At 44.2% G+C, this 16,013-nt stretch carries 15 protein-coding genes and 3 pseudogenes; 16 read left to right on the plus strand and 2 right to left on the minus strand.

Annotated elements, in window-relative coordinates; genetic code table 11:
* Positions 1-108: 108 nt before the first annotated feature.
* The 11 genes and pseudogenes from lepA to mtaB all read left to right on the plus strand — a co-directional run bounded on the left by lepA (position 109) and on the right by mtaB (position 11,100).
* Positions 109-1,934, plus strand: a pseudogene (gene lepA, locus JCM19037_RS11120) (translation elongation factor 4).
* An 18-nt stretch (positions 1,935-1,952) separates the two neighbouring features.
* Positions 1,953-2,807, plus strand: a complete 855-nt coding sequence (gene hemW / locus JCM19037_RS11125) for a radical SAM family heme chaperone HemW (protein WP_238544671.1) — start codon at positions 1,953-1,955, stop codon at positions 2,805-2,807.
* Positions 2,808-2,857: 50 nt separating this feature from the next.
* Positions 2,858-3,109, plus strand: a complete 252-nt coding sequence (locus JCM19037_RS27220) for a hypothetical protein (RefSeq protein ID WP_238544672.1) — start codon at positions 2,858-2,860, stop codon at positions 3,107-3,109.
* A 78-nt stretch (positions 3,110-3,187) separates the two neighbouring features.
* A complete protein-coding gene (gene hrcA, locus JCM19037_RS11130; protein WP_042401064.1) occupies positions 3,188-4,225 on the plus strand; it encodes a heat-inducible transcriptional repressor HrcA in 1,038 nt (345 codons plus the stop codon).
* Between the two features lie 44 nt (positions 4,226-4,269).
* Positions 4,270-4,827, plus strand: coding sequence for a nucleotide exchange factor GrpE (gene grpE / locus JCM19037_RS11135; RefSeq protein WP_042401066.1), 558 nt, complete (start codon positions 4,270-4,272; stop codon positions 4,825-4,827).
* 51 nt (positions 4,828-4,878) lie between these two features.
* Positions 4,879-6,731, plus strand: a pseudogene (dnaK, locus tag JCM19037_RS11140) (molecular chaperone DnaK).
* A gap of 132 nt (positions 6,732-6,863) precedes the next feature.
* Positions 6,864-7,979, plus strand: a complete 1,116-nt coding sequence (dnaJ, locus tag JCM19037_RS11145; protein ID WP_042401067.1) for a molecular chaperone DnaJ — start codon at positions 6,864-6,866, stop codon at positions 7,977-7,979.
* A gap of 67 nt (positions 7,980-8,046) precedes the next feature.
* Positions 8,047-8,343 carry a 50S ribosomal protein L11 methyltransferase gene (locus tag JCM19037_RS28495; RefSeq protein WP_052363803.1) on the plus strand — a complete coding sequence of 99 codons (297 nt, stop codon included), beginning with the start codon at positions 8,047-8,049 and terminating at the stop codon, positions 8,341-8,343.
* A gap of 17 nt (positions 8,344-8,360) precedes the next feature.
* Complete coding sequence (gene prmA / locus JCM19037_RS22750) at positions 8,361-9,002, plus strand: 50S ribosomal protein L11 methyltransferase (protein WP_255357900.1); 642 nt, start codon at positions 8,361-8,363, stop codon at positions 9,000-9,002.
* A gap of 4 nt (positions 9,003-9,006) precedes the next feature.
* Positions 9,007-9,759 carry a 16S rRNA (uracil(1498)-N(3))-methyltransferase gene (locus JCM19037_RS11155; RefSeq protein WP_042401069.1) on the plus strand — a complete coding sequence of 251 codons (753 nt, stop codon included), beginning with the start codon at positions 9,007-9,009 and terminating at the stop codon, positions 9,757-9,759.
* Between the two features lie 6 nt (positions 9,760-9,765).
* The gene (gene mtaB / locus JCM19037_RS11160) at positions 9,766-11,100 is read left to right on the plus strand and encodes a tRNA (N(6)-L-threonylcarbamoyladenosine(37)-C(2))-methylthiotransferase MtaB (RefSeq protein ID WP_042401072.1); all 1,335 of its coding nucleotides are present in this window, start codon (positions 9,766-9,768) and stop codon (positions 11,098-11,100) included.
* Between the two features lie 46 nt (positions 11,101-11,146).
* On the opposite strand, the gene JCM19037_RS22755 is transcribed toward mtaB, so the two are convergent.
* Together JCM19037_RS22755 and JCM19037_RS30100 are read right to left on the minus strand one after the other, a co-directional pair.
* Complete coding sequence (locus JCM19037_RS22755) at positions 11,147-11,623, minus strand: Na/Pi symporter (RefSeq protein ID WP_193744744.1); 477 nt, start codon at positions 11,621-11,623, stop codon at positions 11,147-11,149.
* Positions 11,581-12,068 (minus strand): annotated as a pseudogene (locus tag JCM19037_RS30100) (Na/Pi symporter). The gene JCM19037_RS22755 and the pseudogene JCM19037_RS30100 overlap by 43 nt, the downstream one beginning before the upstream one ends.
* Positions 12,069-12,248: 180 nt before the next feature.
* Here JCM19037_RS30100 and rpsU point away from each other — a divergent pair.
* The 5 genes from rpsU to yqfC all read left to right on the plus strand — a co-directional run bounded on the left by rpsU (position 12,249) and on the right by yqfC (position 15,998).
* Positions 12,249-12,422 carry a 30S ribosomal protein S21 gene (gene rpsU / locus JCM19037_RS11170; protein WP_042401074.1) on the plus strand — a complete coding sequence of 58 codons (174 nt, stop codon included), beginning with the start codon at positions 12,249-12,251 and terminating at the stop codon, positions 12,420-12,422.
* 204 nt (positions 12,423-12,626) lie between these two features.
* Positions 12,627-13,922 (plus strand): nodulation protein NfeD, encoded by a 1,296-nt coding sequence (locus tag JCM19037_RS11175; RefSeq protein ID WP_042401077.1) that lies wholly within the window; start codon positions 12,627-12,629, stop codon positions 13,920-13,922.
* Between the two features lie 32 nt (positions 13,923-13,954).
* The gene (gene floA / locus JCM19037_RS11180; RefSeq protein WP_042401080.1) at positions 13,955-14,968 is read left to right on the plus strand and encodes a flotillin-like protein FloA; all 1,014 of its coding nucleotides are present in this window, start codon (positions 13,955-13,957) and stop codon (positions 14,966-14,968) included.
* Positions 14,969-14,999: 31 nt separating this feature from the next.
* A complete protein-coding gene (locus JCM19037_RS11185) occupies positions 15,000-15,596 on the plus strand; it encodes a hypothetical protein (RefSeq protein WP_042401084.1) in 597 nt (198 codons plus the stop codon).
* Between the two features lie 108 nt (positions 15,597-15,704).
* A complete protein-coding gene (gene yqfC / locus JCM19037_RS11190) occupies positions 15,705-15,998 on the plus strand; it encodes a sporulation protein YqfC (RefSeq protein ID WP_238544673.1) in 294 nt (97 codons plus the stop codon).
* Positions 15,999-16,013 lie beyond the last annotated feature (15 nt).

Raw genomic sequence — 16,013 nt, forward strand, 5'->3', positions numbered from 1 at the left:
TCACCGTTTAAGAATTGCTGTTCAGCTAGGGTATTGCTATAATGTAGGGTAGTTTTCATCGCGGGAACGAAAGCGTTTGTTGCTTGTTCCTGAATCAGGAGTGATTGTATGAATAATAATGAGCGCAAGACTCGTCAAGAAAGAATTCGGAACTTCTCTATCATTGCCCATATTGACCATGGGAAATCAACGTTAGCAGACCGAATACTAGAACAGACAAAGACCGTATCAGAACGGGAAATGCAAGATCAGCTCCTCGATGCTATGGATTTGGAGCGCGAACGAGGCATTACGATTAAATTAAATTCTGTGCAACTGAAATACGTCGCCAAAGACGGAGAAGAATACATTTTCCATCTTATTGATACCCCAGGGCATGTGGACTTTTCTTATGAAGTGTCACGAAGTTTAGCCGCATGTGAAGGGGCACTTCTTGTTGTTGATGCTTCCCAAGGAATTGAAGCGCAAACATTAGCAAACGTGTATCTAGCTCTTGATAACGATCTAGAAATCTTGCCGGTCATTAATAAAGTCGACTTGCCAAGTGCAGAGCCAGAACGTGTGAAACAAGAAATTGAAGATGTGATCGGGTTAGAAGCTGATGAAGCGGTGCACGCTTCCGGTAAAAGCGGGATCGGCATTACAGATATTCTTGAACAAGTGGTTGAGAAAGTACCTGCACCTTCAGGCGATCCAAACGGACCTTTAAAGGCATTAATCTTTGATTCGCTTTATGATTCTTATCGCGGCGTTATCGCTTACATAAGGATTGCTGAAGGAACGGTCAAAAAAGGCGATAAGATTCGCATGATGGCAACGGGTAAAGAGTTTGAAGTGACAGAGATTGGGGTTATGACCCCTAAACCAGTAGCTACAGATGAATTGACAGTAGGGGACGTTGGTTTCCTTACCGCATCCATTAAAAATGTCGGGGATTCAAGGGTAGGGGATACGATTACCCACGTCCATGAGCAGCTCCTGAACCATTACCTGGTTATAAGCGGATGAACCCGATGGTTTATTGTGGGTTATACCCAATTGATGCGAGTGATTATAATGCGTTAAGGGATGCACTTGAACGTCTTGAGTTAAATGATAGTGCGTTGCAATACGAAGCGGAGACTTCACAAGCACTAGGGTTTGGTTTTCGTTGTGGATTCTTAGGGCTTTTGCATATGGAGATTGTGCAAGAGCGCATTGAGCGTGAGTACAACATTAACTTAATTACAACAGCGCCAAGTGTTATTTACCACGTGCATCAATTGGACGGTTCAATGGTGAAAATTGATAACCCGTCAAACATGCCAGACCAACAATCAATTGATTATGTGGAAGAGCCATATGTGAAAAGTACCGTCATGGTTCCGAATGATTACGTCGGTGCGGTTATGGATTTGTGCCAAAGGAAACGCGGCAATTTCATTGATATGACGTACATGGATGAAAATCGTGTAAATCTCGTTTATGAGCTCCCACTCACCGAGATTGTCTATGACTTTTTTGATCAATTGAAATCGAACACGAAAGGATATGCTTCTTTTGACTACGAGATGATTGGCTATCGCGAGTCTAAGCTTGTCAAAATGGATATTCTTTTAAACGGTGAGAAAGTCGATGCTTTGTCGATTATTGTTCATCGAGATATGGCGTATGAACGTGGAAAGATTATTGTAGATAAGCTAAAAGAATTGATTCCTAGACAACAATTCGAAGTGCCTGTGCAAGCAGGGATTGGAAATAAGGTTATTGCCCGTTCAACGATTAAAGCTCTTCGAAAAAATGTACTATCCAAATGTTATGGTGGGGACATTACGAGAAAAAGAAAGCTTCTTGAAAAACAAAAAGAAGGAAAACGTCGTATGAAGAACGTCGGTAACGTTGAAGTACCTCAAGAGGCTTTCATGAGTGTGCTGAAGATGGACGACCAAAAATAACAAAAAGGACGTGCTCGTTTGAAACAAGGATTGTACGTACACATCCCTTTTTGTAAACAGATCTGTCACTACTGCGATTTCAATAAAGTCCTTCTCGAAGGCCAACCCGTCGATGCGTATATTCGTGCACTGTCTACGGAAGGCAAATGGCGTGTGGAAAATGGAAGGTATCATGCCGATACGTTTTATGTTGGTGGTGGAACACCAACTGCCCTGAACAGTGAGCAATTGCAGCAGTTGTTCCTCGGTCTAAAGAAAGTGGGCGTCTATTGGGATGAAATGAGCGAAGTGACTGTGGAAGTGAACCCTGATGGGGTGACAGATGAGCAATTACGCGTATTGAAAGAAGCAGGAGTGAATCGCTTGAGCATCGGAGTGCAAACTTTCGATGCTGAGCTTTTGCAACAAATTGGGAGAACGCACGGAGCGGAAGATGTGGAGCGATTGATTCATCGGGTCCGAGATCAAGGGTTTAACAACGTCTCGATAGACTTGATGTATGCACTGCCTGCTCAAACGGATGAACAGTGGAAAGCGACGGTTGAAAAAGCCATTTCCTTAGATCCGGATCATATTTCCGCTTATGGGCTAAAAATTGAGCCAAAAACACAATTTCATAATTGGAAAAAAGCCGGAAAGCTAACGCCGGTGGATGAAGACGAAGAAGCGGATATGTATGAGTGGCTGATTCAGCGTTTAGCAGATGCAGGTTTCCTCCAATATGAGATTAGTAATTTTTCCAAGCCGAACAAAGAAAGTCTGCACAACTTGCTCTATTGGGAAAACGAACCGTATCTTGCTTTGGGCGCCGGTTCACACGGCTATATGGACGGCAGTCGGTACAGCAACATCGGCCGATCCCTCACTATTTGAAGTCTATTGAAGAGAAGAAGCTGCCTACAAGAAAATCTGAAGCGCTCTCGATGACTGAGCAAATGGAAGAAGAAATGTTTTTAGGATTACGTTTAAACAGAGGGGTTCGAGCCGATCGTTTTCGTGAAAAGTACGGCATTGACATGGCAGAACTGTACAGAAACGTCTTACCTGCACTCGTTGATGACGGTCTTGTTGAATGGCGGGACAATCATTTGCGGTTAACGGAACGAGGGCAGCTTCTCGGCAATGAGGTGTTTGAAAAGTTTTTGCTTCCTAAAGACACGCATCTCATTCGTTGACAAAGACAGAGCCATTTGATAAATTTGGAGTAGATTTAGCACTCGAACTGATTGAGTGCTAACAGAGGTGATGGACACATGTTAAGTCGTCGTCAGTTATTCATTCTGCAAGCCATCGTCGATGACTACGTCCAAAGTGCTGAGCCCGTCGGTTCAAGAAGTATATCAAAACGACCTGATGTGACGTTTAGCGCAGCTACGATTCGAAATGAGATGGCTGACTTGGAAGAGATGGGATTTTTAATTAAGCCGCATAGTTCTGCAGGCAGAATTCCGTCTCATCAAGGATACCGACTCTATGTTGACCAGCTATTATATGCCAATGAACCTCAAAGTCAACGACTTGATTTTGTGCAACATTTTTTTGACCAGAAAGTTTCTGAAGTCGAAGCGGTCATGAGAAAAACCGCTGCAATTCTCTCGGAGATGACGAATTACGTTTCCGTCGTTCTCGGGCCTGCGATATCAAACACGAAGTTAAAGCAAATTCAAATTATCCCGCTTTCTTCATCGCAAGCGGTTGCGATTTTAGTGACCGATTCTGGTCATGTCGAAAATCGAACGTTTGATATTCCAGAGAACATGAGTGCAACGGATCTGGAGAAATTTGTGAACATCTTGAATGAACAGTTGTCCAATAGTCCACTTGGTCAATGGGAAAGTCTAATGACTGTTGAAATTGAAAGGATTTTGGATAAACACGTTCATCATTATAAAGAGATGTTTCAGTTTTTGCACCGTGCATTTAAGCCAGGGAACGATGAACAGATCTTCTACAACGGCTTAATGAACTTGCTCGTTCAACCTGAATTTAAAGATGTTGATCGCGTGAGAGCCATGTTGCAATGGTTGGAAGATAGCGGTGAAGTATATTCATTTTTGTCTTCTGCGAATACGAGTGGTCTTACCGTAAAGATTGGTGAGGAGAACCACTTGAAATTATTTGATGATATTAGCATGATAACAGCCACGTATGCGATCGATGGAAAGTCTGTAGGTTCTATCGGGCTTATCGGCCCGACACGTATGGAATATGAGCGAGCCATTCGGATTATCAAACAAATGGCCGACGGGTTGTCAGCATCCTTGACGAAACTGTATCGGCATGATGGATAGGCGTATGCTCCGAGTGATTTCATGTGGCTTGGAGGTGTCAATGTATGACAGAACAAGATAAGAAAACAAACGAAGAAACAGAACCAACTGCAGAAGAGGTTGAAATTATTGAGCCTGACACAGAGGAATCGGTTCCGGATGAAGAAGTTGAGCAAAGTGAAGAAGACCGTCTTCAAAACGAGCTAAATGAGCTTAAACAAAAAGTGTTAAGGCAACAGGCGGATTATGATAACTTCCGCAAACGCACGCGTATGGAAAAAGAGTCCGATGCAAAGTATCGCTCGCAAAAGCTTATCGAGTCGTTGCTTCCAGCGATGGACAATTTCAAGCGTGCTTTAGATCATGCACCACAATCAGAAGAGGCAGAGAGCATCCATAAAGGAATGACAATGGTGTATGAGCAGCTGCAAGAATCGCTGCGCTCTGAAGGTCTTACCGAGATTAAGACTGAAGGAGAGCCATTTGACCCGAATTTCCATCAAGCAGTTATGCAAGTGGAAGAAGAAGGGTTTGAAAGCAACCAAGTTGTGGAAGAACTGCAAAAGGGATATCAACTTAAAGATCGTGTGATCCGCCCAGCAATGGTGAAGGTTAACGCGTAACGAATAGAAACAAATGGTTTGAGTTAGAACGGAATCAAGGAGGATATAGCAATGAGTAAAGTAATCGGTATTGACTTAGGAACAACAAATTCTTGCGTAGCGTAATGGAAGGTGGCGAGGCAGTCGTCATCCCAAACCCAGAAGGCAATCGTACAACACCATCGGTTGTTGCCTTTAAAGATGGTGAGCGTCAAGTAGGTGAGGTCGCAAAGCGCCAAGCGATCACGAATCCGAATACGATTCTTTCAATCAAACGACATATGGGAACAGACCATAAAGTTGAAGCAGAAGGAAAAGATTACTCACCACAAGAAATTTCAGCGATTATTCTCCAAAAGCTTAAGTCTGACGCAGAAGCTTACCTTGGAGAAACGGTTTCAAAAGCTGTTATTACCGTACCGGCGTATTTCAATGATTCACAACGTCAAGCAACAAAAGACGCAGGAAAGATTGCTGGACTTGAAGTCGAGCGAATCGTGAATGAGCCGACAGCGGCAGCGCTCGCTTATGGACTCGAAAAAGATGAAGATCAAACGATCCTCGTTTATGACCTCGGTGGAGGTACGTTTGACGTATCCATCCTTGAACTTGGCGATGGCTTTTTCGAAGTGAAATCAACTTCTGGTGATAACGAACTAGGTGGGGATGACTTCGATGAAGTGATTATTGACCACATGGTTGATGAGTTCAAAAAAGAGAACGGCATTGACTTAAAACAAGACAAAATGGCGATGCAACGCCTTAAAGATACAGCTGAAAAGGCGAAGAAAGATCTTTCAGGTGTGACACAAACACAACTATCACTTCCGTTTATTACAGCTGACGCTTCAGGACCGAAACACCTTGAAATGAACCTTACACGAGCGAAATTCGACGAACTTTCTTCTCATCTCGTTGAAAGAACGATGGAACCGACGCGTCGAGCGATTCAAGATTCAGGAGTTTCTGCATCTGAAATTGATAAAATTATTCTTGTAGGGGGTTCAACACGAATTCCTGCTGTTCAAGAGGGCATCAAACAACTTACGGGTAAAGATCCACATAAAGGCGTAAACCCTGATGAAGTCGTAGCACTAGGTGCTGCTGTGCAAGCAGGTGTTCTCGCTGGAGATGTGAAAGATGTCGTCTTGCTAGACGTGACACCACTTTCACTAGGGATCGAAACGATGGGTGGCGTATTTACACGCTTGATCGAGCGAAACACAACGATTCCTACGAGCCAGTCGCAAGTGTTCTCGACAGCTGCTGACAACCAGCCATCTGTAGACATCCATGTGTTACAGGGAGAGCGTGAAATGGCAGCGGATAACAAAACGCTTGGACGTTTCCAGTTAAACGATATTCCAGCAGCACCTCGTGGCGTTCCACAAATCGAAGTAAGCTTTGATATTGACGCGAATGGGATTGTCAATGTACGTGCCAAAGACAAAGGAACAAACAAAGAACAGTCCATTACCATTACTTCTTCTTCTGGTTTATCAGATGATGAGATTGAAGACATGGTAAAACAAGCAGAAGAAAATGCGGAAGCGGACAAACACAAGAAAGAAGAAGCTGAACTTCGCAATGAAGCAGACAGCCTCGTCTTTAACGTAGACAAAACGATTAAAGATTTAGGTGAAAATGTAGAAGCTGCAGACAAAGAAAATGCTGAAACAGCTAAAGCGAAGCTTCAAGAGGCGTTGCAAGGAACTGACCTTGAAGTGATCCGCACGGCGAAAGACGAGCTCCAAGAAATCGTTCATGCACTTTCTCAGAAAATGTATGAGCAAATGGCTCAAAACGCTGAGCAAGAAGGCGCTGCTGAAAACCAAGAGCAATCCGGTCAAGAAGAAGACGTCGTTGATGCTGACTTTGAAGAAGTGAAAGACGACGAAGAGAAAAAAGACGACAACAAACAATAGATAATCATTTCAAGAGATAAAGTCAAAGTCAGTTTCTCTAGGCTTTGACTTTTTTCTTGATGGTTGTTGCTGTCATCATTAAACCAATGTAAGATGAGTGCCATGTAGTTACTAACGGGAGTGATTTGGACAATGAGTAAGCGCGACTTCTATGAAGTGCTCGGCGTCAGTGAGGATGCATCTGCTGATGAGATAAAAAAAGCTTACCGTAAGCTTGCAAGAAAATATCATCCAGATGTCAATAAAGAAGATGATGCGGAAGAGAAGTTTAAAGAAGTAAAAGAAGCGTATGACACCTTAAGCGATTCTCAAAAGAAAGCCCACTATGATCAATTTGGGCATACCGATCCGAATCAAGGCTTCGGCGGCGGTGCTGGAGATTTTGGTGGCAGCGGTTTTGGGGATATTTTTGACATGTTCTTCGGGGGCGGGGGCAGACGAGATCCAAATGCACCTCGACAAGGAGCAGACCTTCAGTATACAATGACGTTGGAATTTAAAGAGGCTGTTTTTGGCAAAGAGGAAGAGATTGAAATTCCGCGGGAAGAATCTTGCCAAACGTGTTCAGGGTCAGGCGCAAAGCCAGGCACATCGCCTGAAACGTGCGGGAGGTGTGGCGGCAGCGGTCAACTAAATGTTGAACAAAACACGCCGTTTGGCCGTGTCGTAAATCGTAGAATTTGTGATCGTTGTGAAGGATCAGGTCAAACGATCAAAGATAAATGCAATACGTGCGGAGGCGACGGTCGCGTTGAAAAACGCAAAAAAGTAAAAGTACGCGTGCCTGCGGGTATTGATCATGGTCAACAAATGCGACAAGCTGGCCAAGGCGAAGCAGGTGTGAACGGCGGCCCTCCTGGAGACTTATACATTGTAATCAATGTGAAGCCGCATGAGTTTTTTGAACGTGATGGAGATCATGTAAGGTGTGAAATGCCACTCACCTTTACACAGGCAGCGCTTGGTGATGAGATTGAAGTTCCTGCTTTAAGTGGGAAAGTGAAGATTAAAGTACCTGCAGGTACACAGACGGGCAAACAATTTCGACTAAAAGGTAAAGGTGCACCAAATGTCCACGGACGTGGTACGGGTGATCAGTTAATCACGGTTCGAGTGATTACACCTAAGAAATTGTCCGATAAACAAAAGTCATTACTAAAGGAATTTGCCGATGAAAGTGGAGAAACTGTTGATGAGCATAGCGACAGCTTCTTCGATAAAGTGAAACGGGCATTTCGCGGAGATTAACACGAATGATGATGAAAGCTGTTTCCTCTAGAGGAAACCAGCTTTATCGATGAGGAGGTTTCGATTAATGGAATGGACAGAATGTCGCTTACATACATCCCATGAAGCACATGAACAAGTCGCTGACCTGTTAAATGAACAGGGTGCGAATGGGATCGTTATCGAAGACAGTCGCGATCGTCAATACGAGCCTGAGTGGGGCAGTGATATTATCGGTAAGCCTTCGGTTGATCATTTGCCGACGTCTGGCGTCGTGTTGAAAGCATATTTTCCTATTGACGAGCGTTTGAATGAAACGATGAACGCCATTACAAGTGCACTTGAGCAATTGGAAAGAGAAAGTAGTTTGCCAGTAAAAGGATAAACATCGAACAACAGACGATCCGTGAAGAAGATTGGTCAGAGGCATGGAAGACATATTATAAACCGATTGATGTGAGCAACACGCTTCGCATCGTCCCTTCGTGGGAGCCTGTCAGTGCAACGGATCACGAGAAAACGATCATCGAATTGGACCCAGGCATGGCATTTGGAACGGGCACACACGAAACGACGCTTTTATGCTTACAGGCACTGGAGACGTTAATTCAACCTGGAGACCGCGTCATTGATGTCGGTACAGGTTCGGGTATATTAAGCATTGCAGCGGTGAAACTAGGTGCTCGTCACGTACAAGCATTTGACTTGGACCCGGTCGCGGTGAAGGTGGCCAAAGAAAACATCGAGCGTAATCAAACAGCTGAATCTACTGAAGTGACAGAACGAGACTTGCTCGCTGAAACAGCCTCAACAGAAAAAGCAGATGTAGTTGTGGCCAATCTGTTAAGTGACATCGTGATCCGCATGGTTCCATCGGTGCAAAATCACTTGAAACAAAACGGACATTTGCTCGTTTCGGGCATCATCTCATCAAAGAAAGCAGAAGTTATACATGTGCTATCGCTGCACGGGTTCACCGTCATAGACGTTCATGAAATGAAGGATTGGGTCGCGATTCACGCACAACGAATGAGTGAGGTGTAGGGGGTTGCAACGATATTTCATCCAAAATGAAGACGTAGAAGGGGACCGAGTCGTTCTCCAAGGCGAACAAGCTCACCACATTGAACGGGTGATGAGAATGAGTGCAGGCGATGAGTTCATATGTGTAGATGAAAATGAAAAAGCAGGAAAGTTTACCATTACATCTGTACAAGCACAGAAGGTGACGGCACAGTTTTCAGAAACGATCGAAACATGCGCGGAACTACCCGTTCATGTTACAATCGCGCAAGCAGACATTAAAGGTGATCGGTTTGAATGGATGCTGCAAAAAGCAACGGAGTTAGGTGCTTTTGGGTTTATTGGTTTTGGAGGAAAGCATTCCGTCGTAAAATGGGACGAGAAGAAGCAAGACAAGAAGCTCGGCCGCTACAAAAAGATCGTTCAAGAAGCTGCAGAGCAATCGGAAAGGCTGCGACTGCCAGCAGTTCAACACGTTGCTTCTGCAAAGGAATTATTATTAATAGCGGACCGTTATGATGTGGTGTGGGTCGTCTCGGAACAGTCGGGTCGAGGGACGAATCATCATGCGTTATACGAACAATTAGAAGCGCTTCATCTGCCTGTTTCTGTGCTCGCGATTTTTGGACCTGAAGGGGGCTTTAGTGAAAGTGAATTCCAGCTGTTTCAAGATGCAGGGTTTGCGTCTATAAGCTTAGGTCCCAGAATACTTAGGGCAGAAACGGCATCTACTGCTCTTCTTAGCATGCTCAGTTATGAATACGAAATTAAGAGGTGAAGACCGATGGCAAGCGTTGCTTTCCATACGTTAGGTTGCAAGGTCAACCACTATGAAACAGAGGCCATTTGGCAATTATTTAAAGAGGCGGGTTACACGCAGACCGCAGATGAGAACCCTGCTGATGTGTATGTTATTAATACGTGTACAGTAACAAACACAGGAGATAAAAAAAGTCGGCAAGTGATTCGCCGTTCAATCCGTAACAACCCCGATGCCGTCATTTGTGTGACGGGATGTTATGCACAAACATCTTCAGCGGAAATTATGGATATTCCGGGTGTTGATATCGTCGTTGGTACTCAAGATCGTAAAAAGATGATCGGCTACATTGAAGAATTTAAACAAACAAGAGAGCCAAAAAATGCGGTCGGTAACATTATGAAAACCCGTACGTACGAAGAGTTGGATGTTCCGGCGTTTCGTGATCGCACACGGGCAAGCTTAAAGATTCAAGAAGGATGCAACAATTTCTGTACATTTTGTATCATTCCTTGGGCAAAAGGGCTGCTTCGTTCAAGAGAACCTGAGCAAGTTCTTCAACAAGCAAAGCAACTCGTTGAGGCCGGCTATAAAGAAATCGTACTCACTGGAATCCACACAGCAGGATACGGTGAGGATTTTAAAGACTACAACTTTGCTAAGCTTCTACAACAACTTGAAGAAGTTGAAGGCATTAAACGACTAAGAATTTCATCGATTGAAGCGAGTCAAATTACTGATGAAGTCATTCAGGTTGTAAAAAACTCGAATAAAATTGTGAATCACTTTCACATTCCTTTACAAGCAGGTTCAGACACGGTTTTAAAACGAATGAGAAGAAAGTATACAACGCAATTTTATAAAGAGCGTGTGGCGAAGTTGAAGCAAATCTTCCCCGACTTGGCGATTACAACCGATGTGATTGTCGGGTTCCCTGGAGAGACAGAAGAAGAGTTTCAAGAGACGTACGCATTTATCCAAGAGATGGGCTATTCCGAACTGCACGTGTTCCCGTATTCAAAGCGTACAGGTACACCAGCAGCGAGAAGAGACGATCAAGTGGATGACAACGTAAAGCAGGCACGTGTGCAAAAGCTCATTGCTCTGTCTGAGCAACTGGCAAAGCAGTACGCATCATCATTTGAAAACGAAGTGGTAGAAGTAATTCCTGAGGAAGAAGCGAAAGACGATTCGGGGATGTTTGTTGGATATACGAGCAATTACTTAAAAGTAAGAGTTCCAGCGACAAAAGAAATGGTCGGGCAAATTGTCAAAGCGAAAATCACTCGAGCAGGGTATCCTGAGAGTGAGGCAGAGTTTGTTCGCGTCATCGACCACGACGCAAAACAATTTGTGTAGTTAACGAGGGAAAGACGAAGGGGGATGTTTCCCGATTCGTCTTTCTTTATTTTTCGCCAGTTACTCGTTCGACGAGTGAAGCAAAAGGATGGATGAAAGGCAAGAGTAACAGCGAGCATATGACGTTAAAAAGCACAGAAGCATGAGCGACTTGAGTAGCGGGATCTGTTGTGAGTTGCATGACGAAATAGGCAAATAGCGAAACAAATGGCAAAAAAAGTAACGCACCCCCAAGATTTAGAAACACATTCGCCATAGCGGTTTGCATCGCACCTCGACCTGCTCCGAATGCGGCAAGAACAGCCGTAAGGCAAGTGCCGACATTGGCCCCCATCATAATACTAATGACAGCTTCGAGGCTGAGCACTTCATTGGCATACAACTGAATGCCAATCGCAATCGCAGCCGTGCTGGATTGGATAATCGATGCGAGTACGGTTCCGCCGAGCATTGACACAAGGTTAGACATGTTGTGTTCGATCAGTGTGCTTGCAAACCCATGACTTGCAAAGGCTTCTCCCACTCACCCATACCGTCCATGGCAAGAAACATACAACCAATCCCACAGAAAGTCATCCCAAATAAAAATAACGAGCGCTTTCTCGTGAGCAAGGCAACAACCCCAAGAACGAGCGTAACCATGCCGAGTGTTTCACCAGAGAAAACGAGAAGTTCAAGGGTGATGGTTGTCCCGACATTGCTTCCCAAAATGATTGCAATCGTTTGTCTAAAAGGAATGACACGAGCGGCTACGAGGCTGACAGCAAGCACCATGACAGCGTACTGCTCTGGAGAACAGCAGTAACTGCAAAGCCGACAAAGAGTCCGGCTAATGGGTGGCTCGTACTTCTTTCAATTAACGATTTTACACGCGCAGGGGTTGCCTGCTCTAATCCAAGACGAATAATCGCAATACCGAATAAAAAAATAAATATATAAACAACGATCATCATAAATGAATACTCCATAGCCCGTCCCCCAATGCTTATAGTTATGGCATGCCGAGGAGATTTATGAAGCGAGTTTGTGGAAATTCAAAGATTGGTGTTGCAAAACAGACGAATTTCCATTACAATTTACTAAAATGACATCATATTGTACAAGTGAATGTCATGATTGTGAGCGGTACTGCGGAGGGAGGGATTCAAATGGCTGAAACACGTATAAGAAAGAATGAGTCGCTCGATTCAGCATTGCGTCGTTTTAAGAAGAATGTTTCTAAAGACGGTACACTTGCTGAGGTCCGCAAGCGTAAACATTATGAAAAGCCAAGCGTTAAAAAGAAGAAAAAATCAGAAGCTGCGCGTAAGCGTAAGTTCTAATATTGGCTGAAATGAATCAACCTGGTGCAGATTTGCATCGGGGGTTTTGCATTTTTTGAAACCTTTGGGTCGACGCACACGTAAAACTAGGCAGAAGGTGTGGATTACTTGTGTTCTAGCTTATATATTGTGTACACTAAATTATAGCGGTTACAATACGAGTAAGTTCGCAAATAAATGATCATCATGAAGGGGAGGGAGCAGATGGGAAAAAGAAGTCGTGTAATTCTTTTCCTCTTACTTCTCATCACGGGTATGGTATTGCCATTTCAGTCTGTGGCTGATAGCAATCAGTCCGTGCATGTGATCCCGGTTGAGCAAACCGTAGAACGTGGTTTAGAAGCTTTCTTGGATCGGGCGATCACGGACGCAGTTGAAGACGGTGCAGACCACATTCTATTAGAAATGGATACACCAGGCGGGGCAGTGAATGCCGCGACAAACATCGTGAATAAGATTCAAGCAACCGATGTTCCGATCTCTACATTCGTAAAGAATGAAGACCATGGAGCCATTTCTGCAGGTGCATACATTGCTCTTTATACGGACAACATCTTTATGCAACCCGGCGCACAAATCGGAAATGCAAGTGTCATTGATGGTGCGGGAAATGCTGCTGACCAGAAAGTCGCTGAAAACTGGGCGACGGAAATGAGAACAGCTGCAGCGAGCAGTGAACATGACCGGCCTCCAGACATTGCTGGACAGATGGTGAACCCTGACAATCCGATATCTATAAATGCAAACGAAGCGTTAAAGAACAATTATGCTGAAGGCATTGAAGAAGACAGAGAAGGCGTGCTAGCCGCTCTTGATTTAGCGGACGCAGAAGTCGTTGAGCAAGACCAAGCTTTAGCAGAAACGATGACACGCTGGATTACACATCCAGCCATGATCTCGATTCTTCTTGCTGTAGGTGCAGTTGGACTTATTACTGAATTCTTTACACCTGGTTTTGGCATTGCAGGAATTGTTGGATTATCATCACTTGGTTTGTTTTTCTTTGGGCATTTGTTTGCTGGATTTGCAGGTTGGGAGAGTTTAATCCTATTAATTATAGGAATTATCCTGATTGTTGTCGAAATCGTATTTACAGGCTTCGGATTGTTTGGTTTACTAGGGGTTGGGTCTATTATCGGCAGTATCTATCTTGCCTCTTTTGATACTTCACAAATCTTTCTTTCGATTTTGCTCGCTGTTGGAGCGGCAGGTGTCGCAGCATTCGTTATGTTCAAGTATTTTGGACGTATCGGCTTAATGAAGCGTCTTGTGCTCCAAGATGAGGTTTCAAGCGAAGAAGGAACACAGAGAAAAGCGGATAAAGAACGTTTGTTAAATGAAACAGGCGTGGCTCTTACACCGTTAAGACCTGCAGGTATTGGTGAAATAAATGATACCCAAGTGGATGTTGTGAGTGAAGGTAGTTTCATTGAGAAAGGTAAGTCGATTCAAGTTGTTCGTACAGACGGTGCGAGTATTGTCGTTAGAGAGATCAAATAAGCACGTAATTCTATTAAAGGGGGACTACGAAAATGGACATTATTAGTACAGGGCCGCTTTTGGTCATTGTCGTGATTGCCATTGCAATCATCTTGCTTTCTGTTCTATTCACATTTGTACCTGTTCGACTTTGGATTGCTGCAATCGCAGCGAATGTTAAAGTCGGCATCTTTCAACTTGTCGGGATGCGTTTACGTAACGTTGTTCCAAAACGTGTCATTAACCCGCTAATCAAAGCGAAAAAAGCGGGTCTTGATATTACAACAAACATGTTGGAAGGTCACTACCTAGCAGGTGGTAACGTCGACCGGGTTGTCAATGCGTTGATTGCTGCGCATCGTGCGAACATTGACTTATCATTTGAGCGTGCTGCAGCGATTGATCTTGCTGGCCGTGATGTGTTGGAAGCTGTACAAATGAGTGTAAATCCGAAAGTCATTGAAACACCATTTATTGCGGGTGTAGCGATGGACGGTATCGAAATTAAAGCGAAGTCAAGAATTACAGTACGAGCGAACATTGATCGCCTCGTCGGTGGTGCGGGTGAAGATACAGTCATTGCCCGTGTCGGTGAAGGGATCGTTTCCACGATTGGTTCTAACAATGATCATAAGAAAGTTCTAGAAAATCCAGATATGATTTCACAAACCGTTCTAACAAAAGGTCTTGATTCAGGAACTGCCTTTGAAATTCTATCCATTGATATTGCCGATATTGATATCGGGAAGAACATTGGTGCTGAGCTCCAGACTGACCAAGCAGAAGCAGATAAGAATATTGCACAAGCTAAAGCAGAAGAGCGTCGTGCGATGGCTGTTGCCAAAGAACAAGAAATGAAAGCTCGTGTTGAAGAAATGCGTGCGAAAGTTGTTGAAGCTGAGGCGGAAGTACCGATGGCCATGGCAGAAGCATTTAGAGCGGGTAACTTAGGTGTTATGGATTACGTGAACTTCCAAAACGTGCAAGCGGATACGGATATGAGAGAGAGTATCGGCAAAGCTACGAAAGATGATGAAGACGAAGATCCGCACCGTAATCGAGGATAGTTTTTTGAATGGAAGAAAGGGGGACTGATGAATGGAGATTATTGGAATTATTATTCTCATGATGATCATTTCGAGCATTATGAACTTGTTTACCAATTCCAAGAAGACGAATGAACGCTCCAAACCAGGGACAGGTCCTCGTCCACAAGAAACTCAGCAGTCAGAACGTACGGAAACCTCGGCAGGTGAAAGTCAAGAAAGCCCATTTGGTGATCTTGGTAAGCAACTGGAGGAAATGTTTGGCGGTAGGTCAGAAGAGCAACAAGAGCGGCCAACGAGCCGCCAGCCACGTGTGGACTCGACACTTAGTACACCCGAGCAACAAGAGACGTCGTCTCCAGATTCGACTGTTGTGAGTAAAGAAATGCAGGAATTTGAAAAGCGTCGTGAAGAAGTGAGACGTCGAAAGCGTCAAGCTGAACAGGAGCTCCAAGCAAAAACAAAGGAGTTACAAGCGAAGCAAAAACGCATCGCTACTCGTGTTGATGAAGGGGAGCTTGTCTCCTTCAAAAACATCTCCAGAAAAGATATCGTTCAAGGGATGGTTTGGTCAGAAATATTAACCGAACCTCGAGGTACTAAACCTCATCGAACGAATCCGCGAACACCTAAGCGTTATATGTCATAAGATAAAGCATCCTCCTTTGAGGGTGCTTTTTTTTGGTCGGTTCTAAAACGTAATCGTAGTGATGATCGCACGTATTAGGACATACGTATAGTTGAGGAGGGAATGTTTGTGGCGTCCATATCAAGAAAGCTGAGAAAGCTTATGACTAAAAGCATGCAAATTCCTGCTGATGTGACCCTTGGCCTCAGTAGGGTAACAATGATCGGACACGTCCATGTGTATATAGAAAACCACCGAGGCATTCTTTCTTTCTCCTCTGACAATGTGCAGCTTCGCTTAAGTGATGGGGAGCTTCTTGTCACAGGCAAAGAGATGATTATAAAGGCGATTTTGCCAGATGAATTAATTCTTGAAGGTCAAATTGATCAAGTGGCCCACATTCATAATAAAGGAGAGAAGTAATGTGCAAAAAACCGA

This window comes from Geomicrobium sp. JCM 19037, assembly GCF_000698105.1.
GTDB lineage: Bacteria > Bacillota > Bacilli > Bacillales > Marinococcaceae > Geomicrobium_A.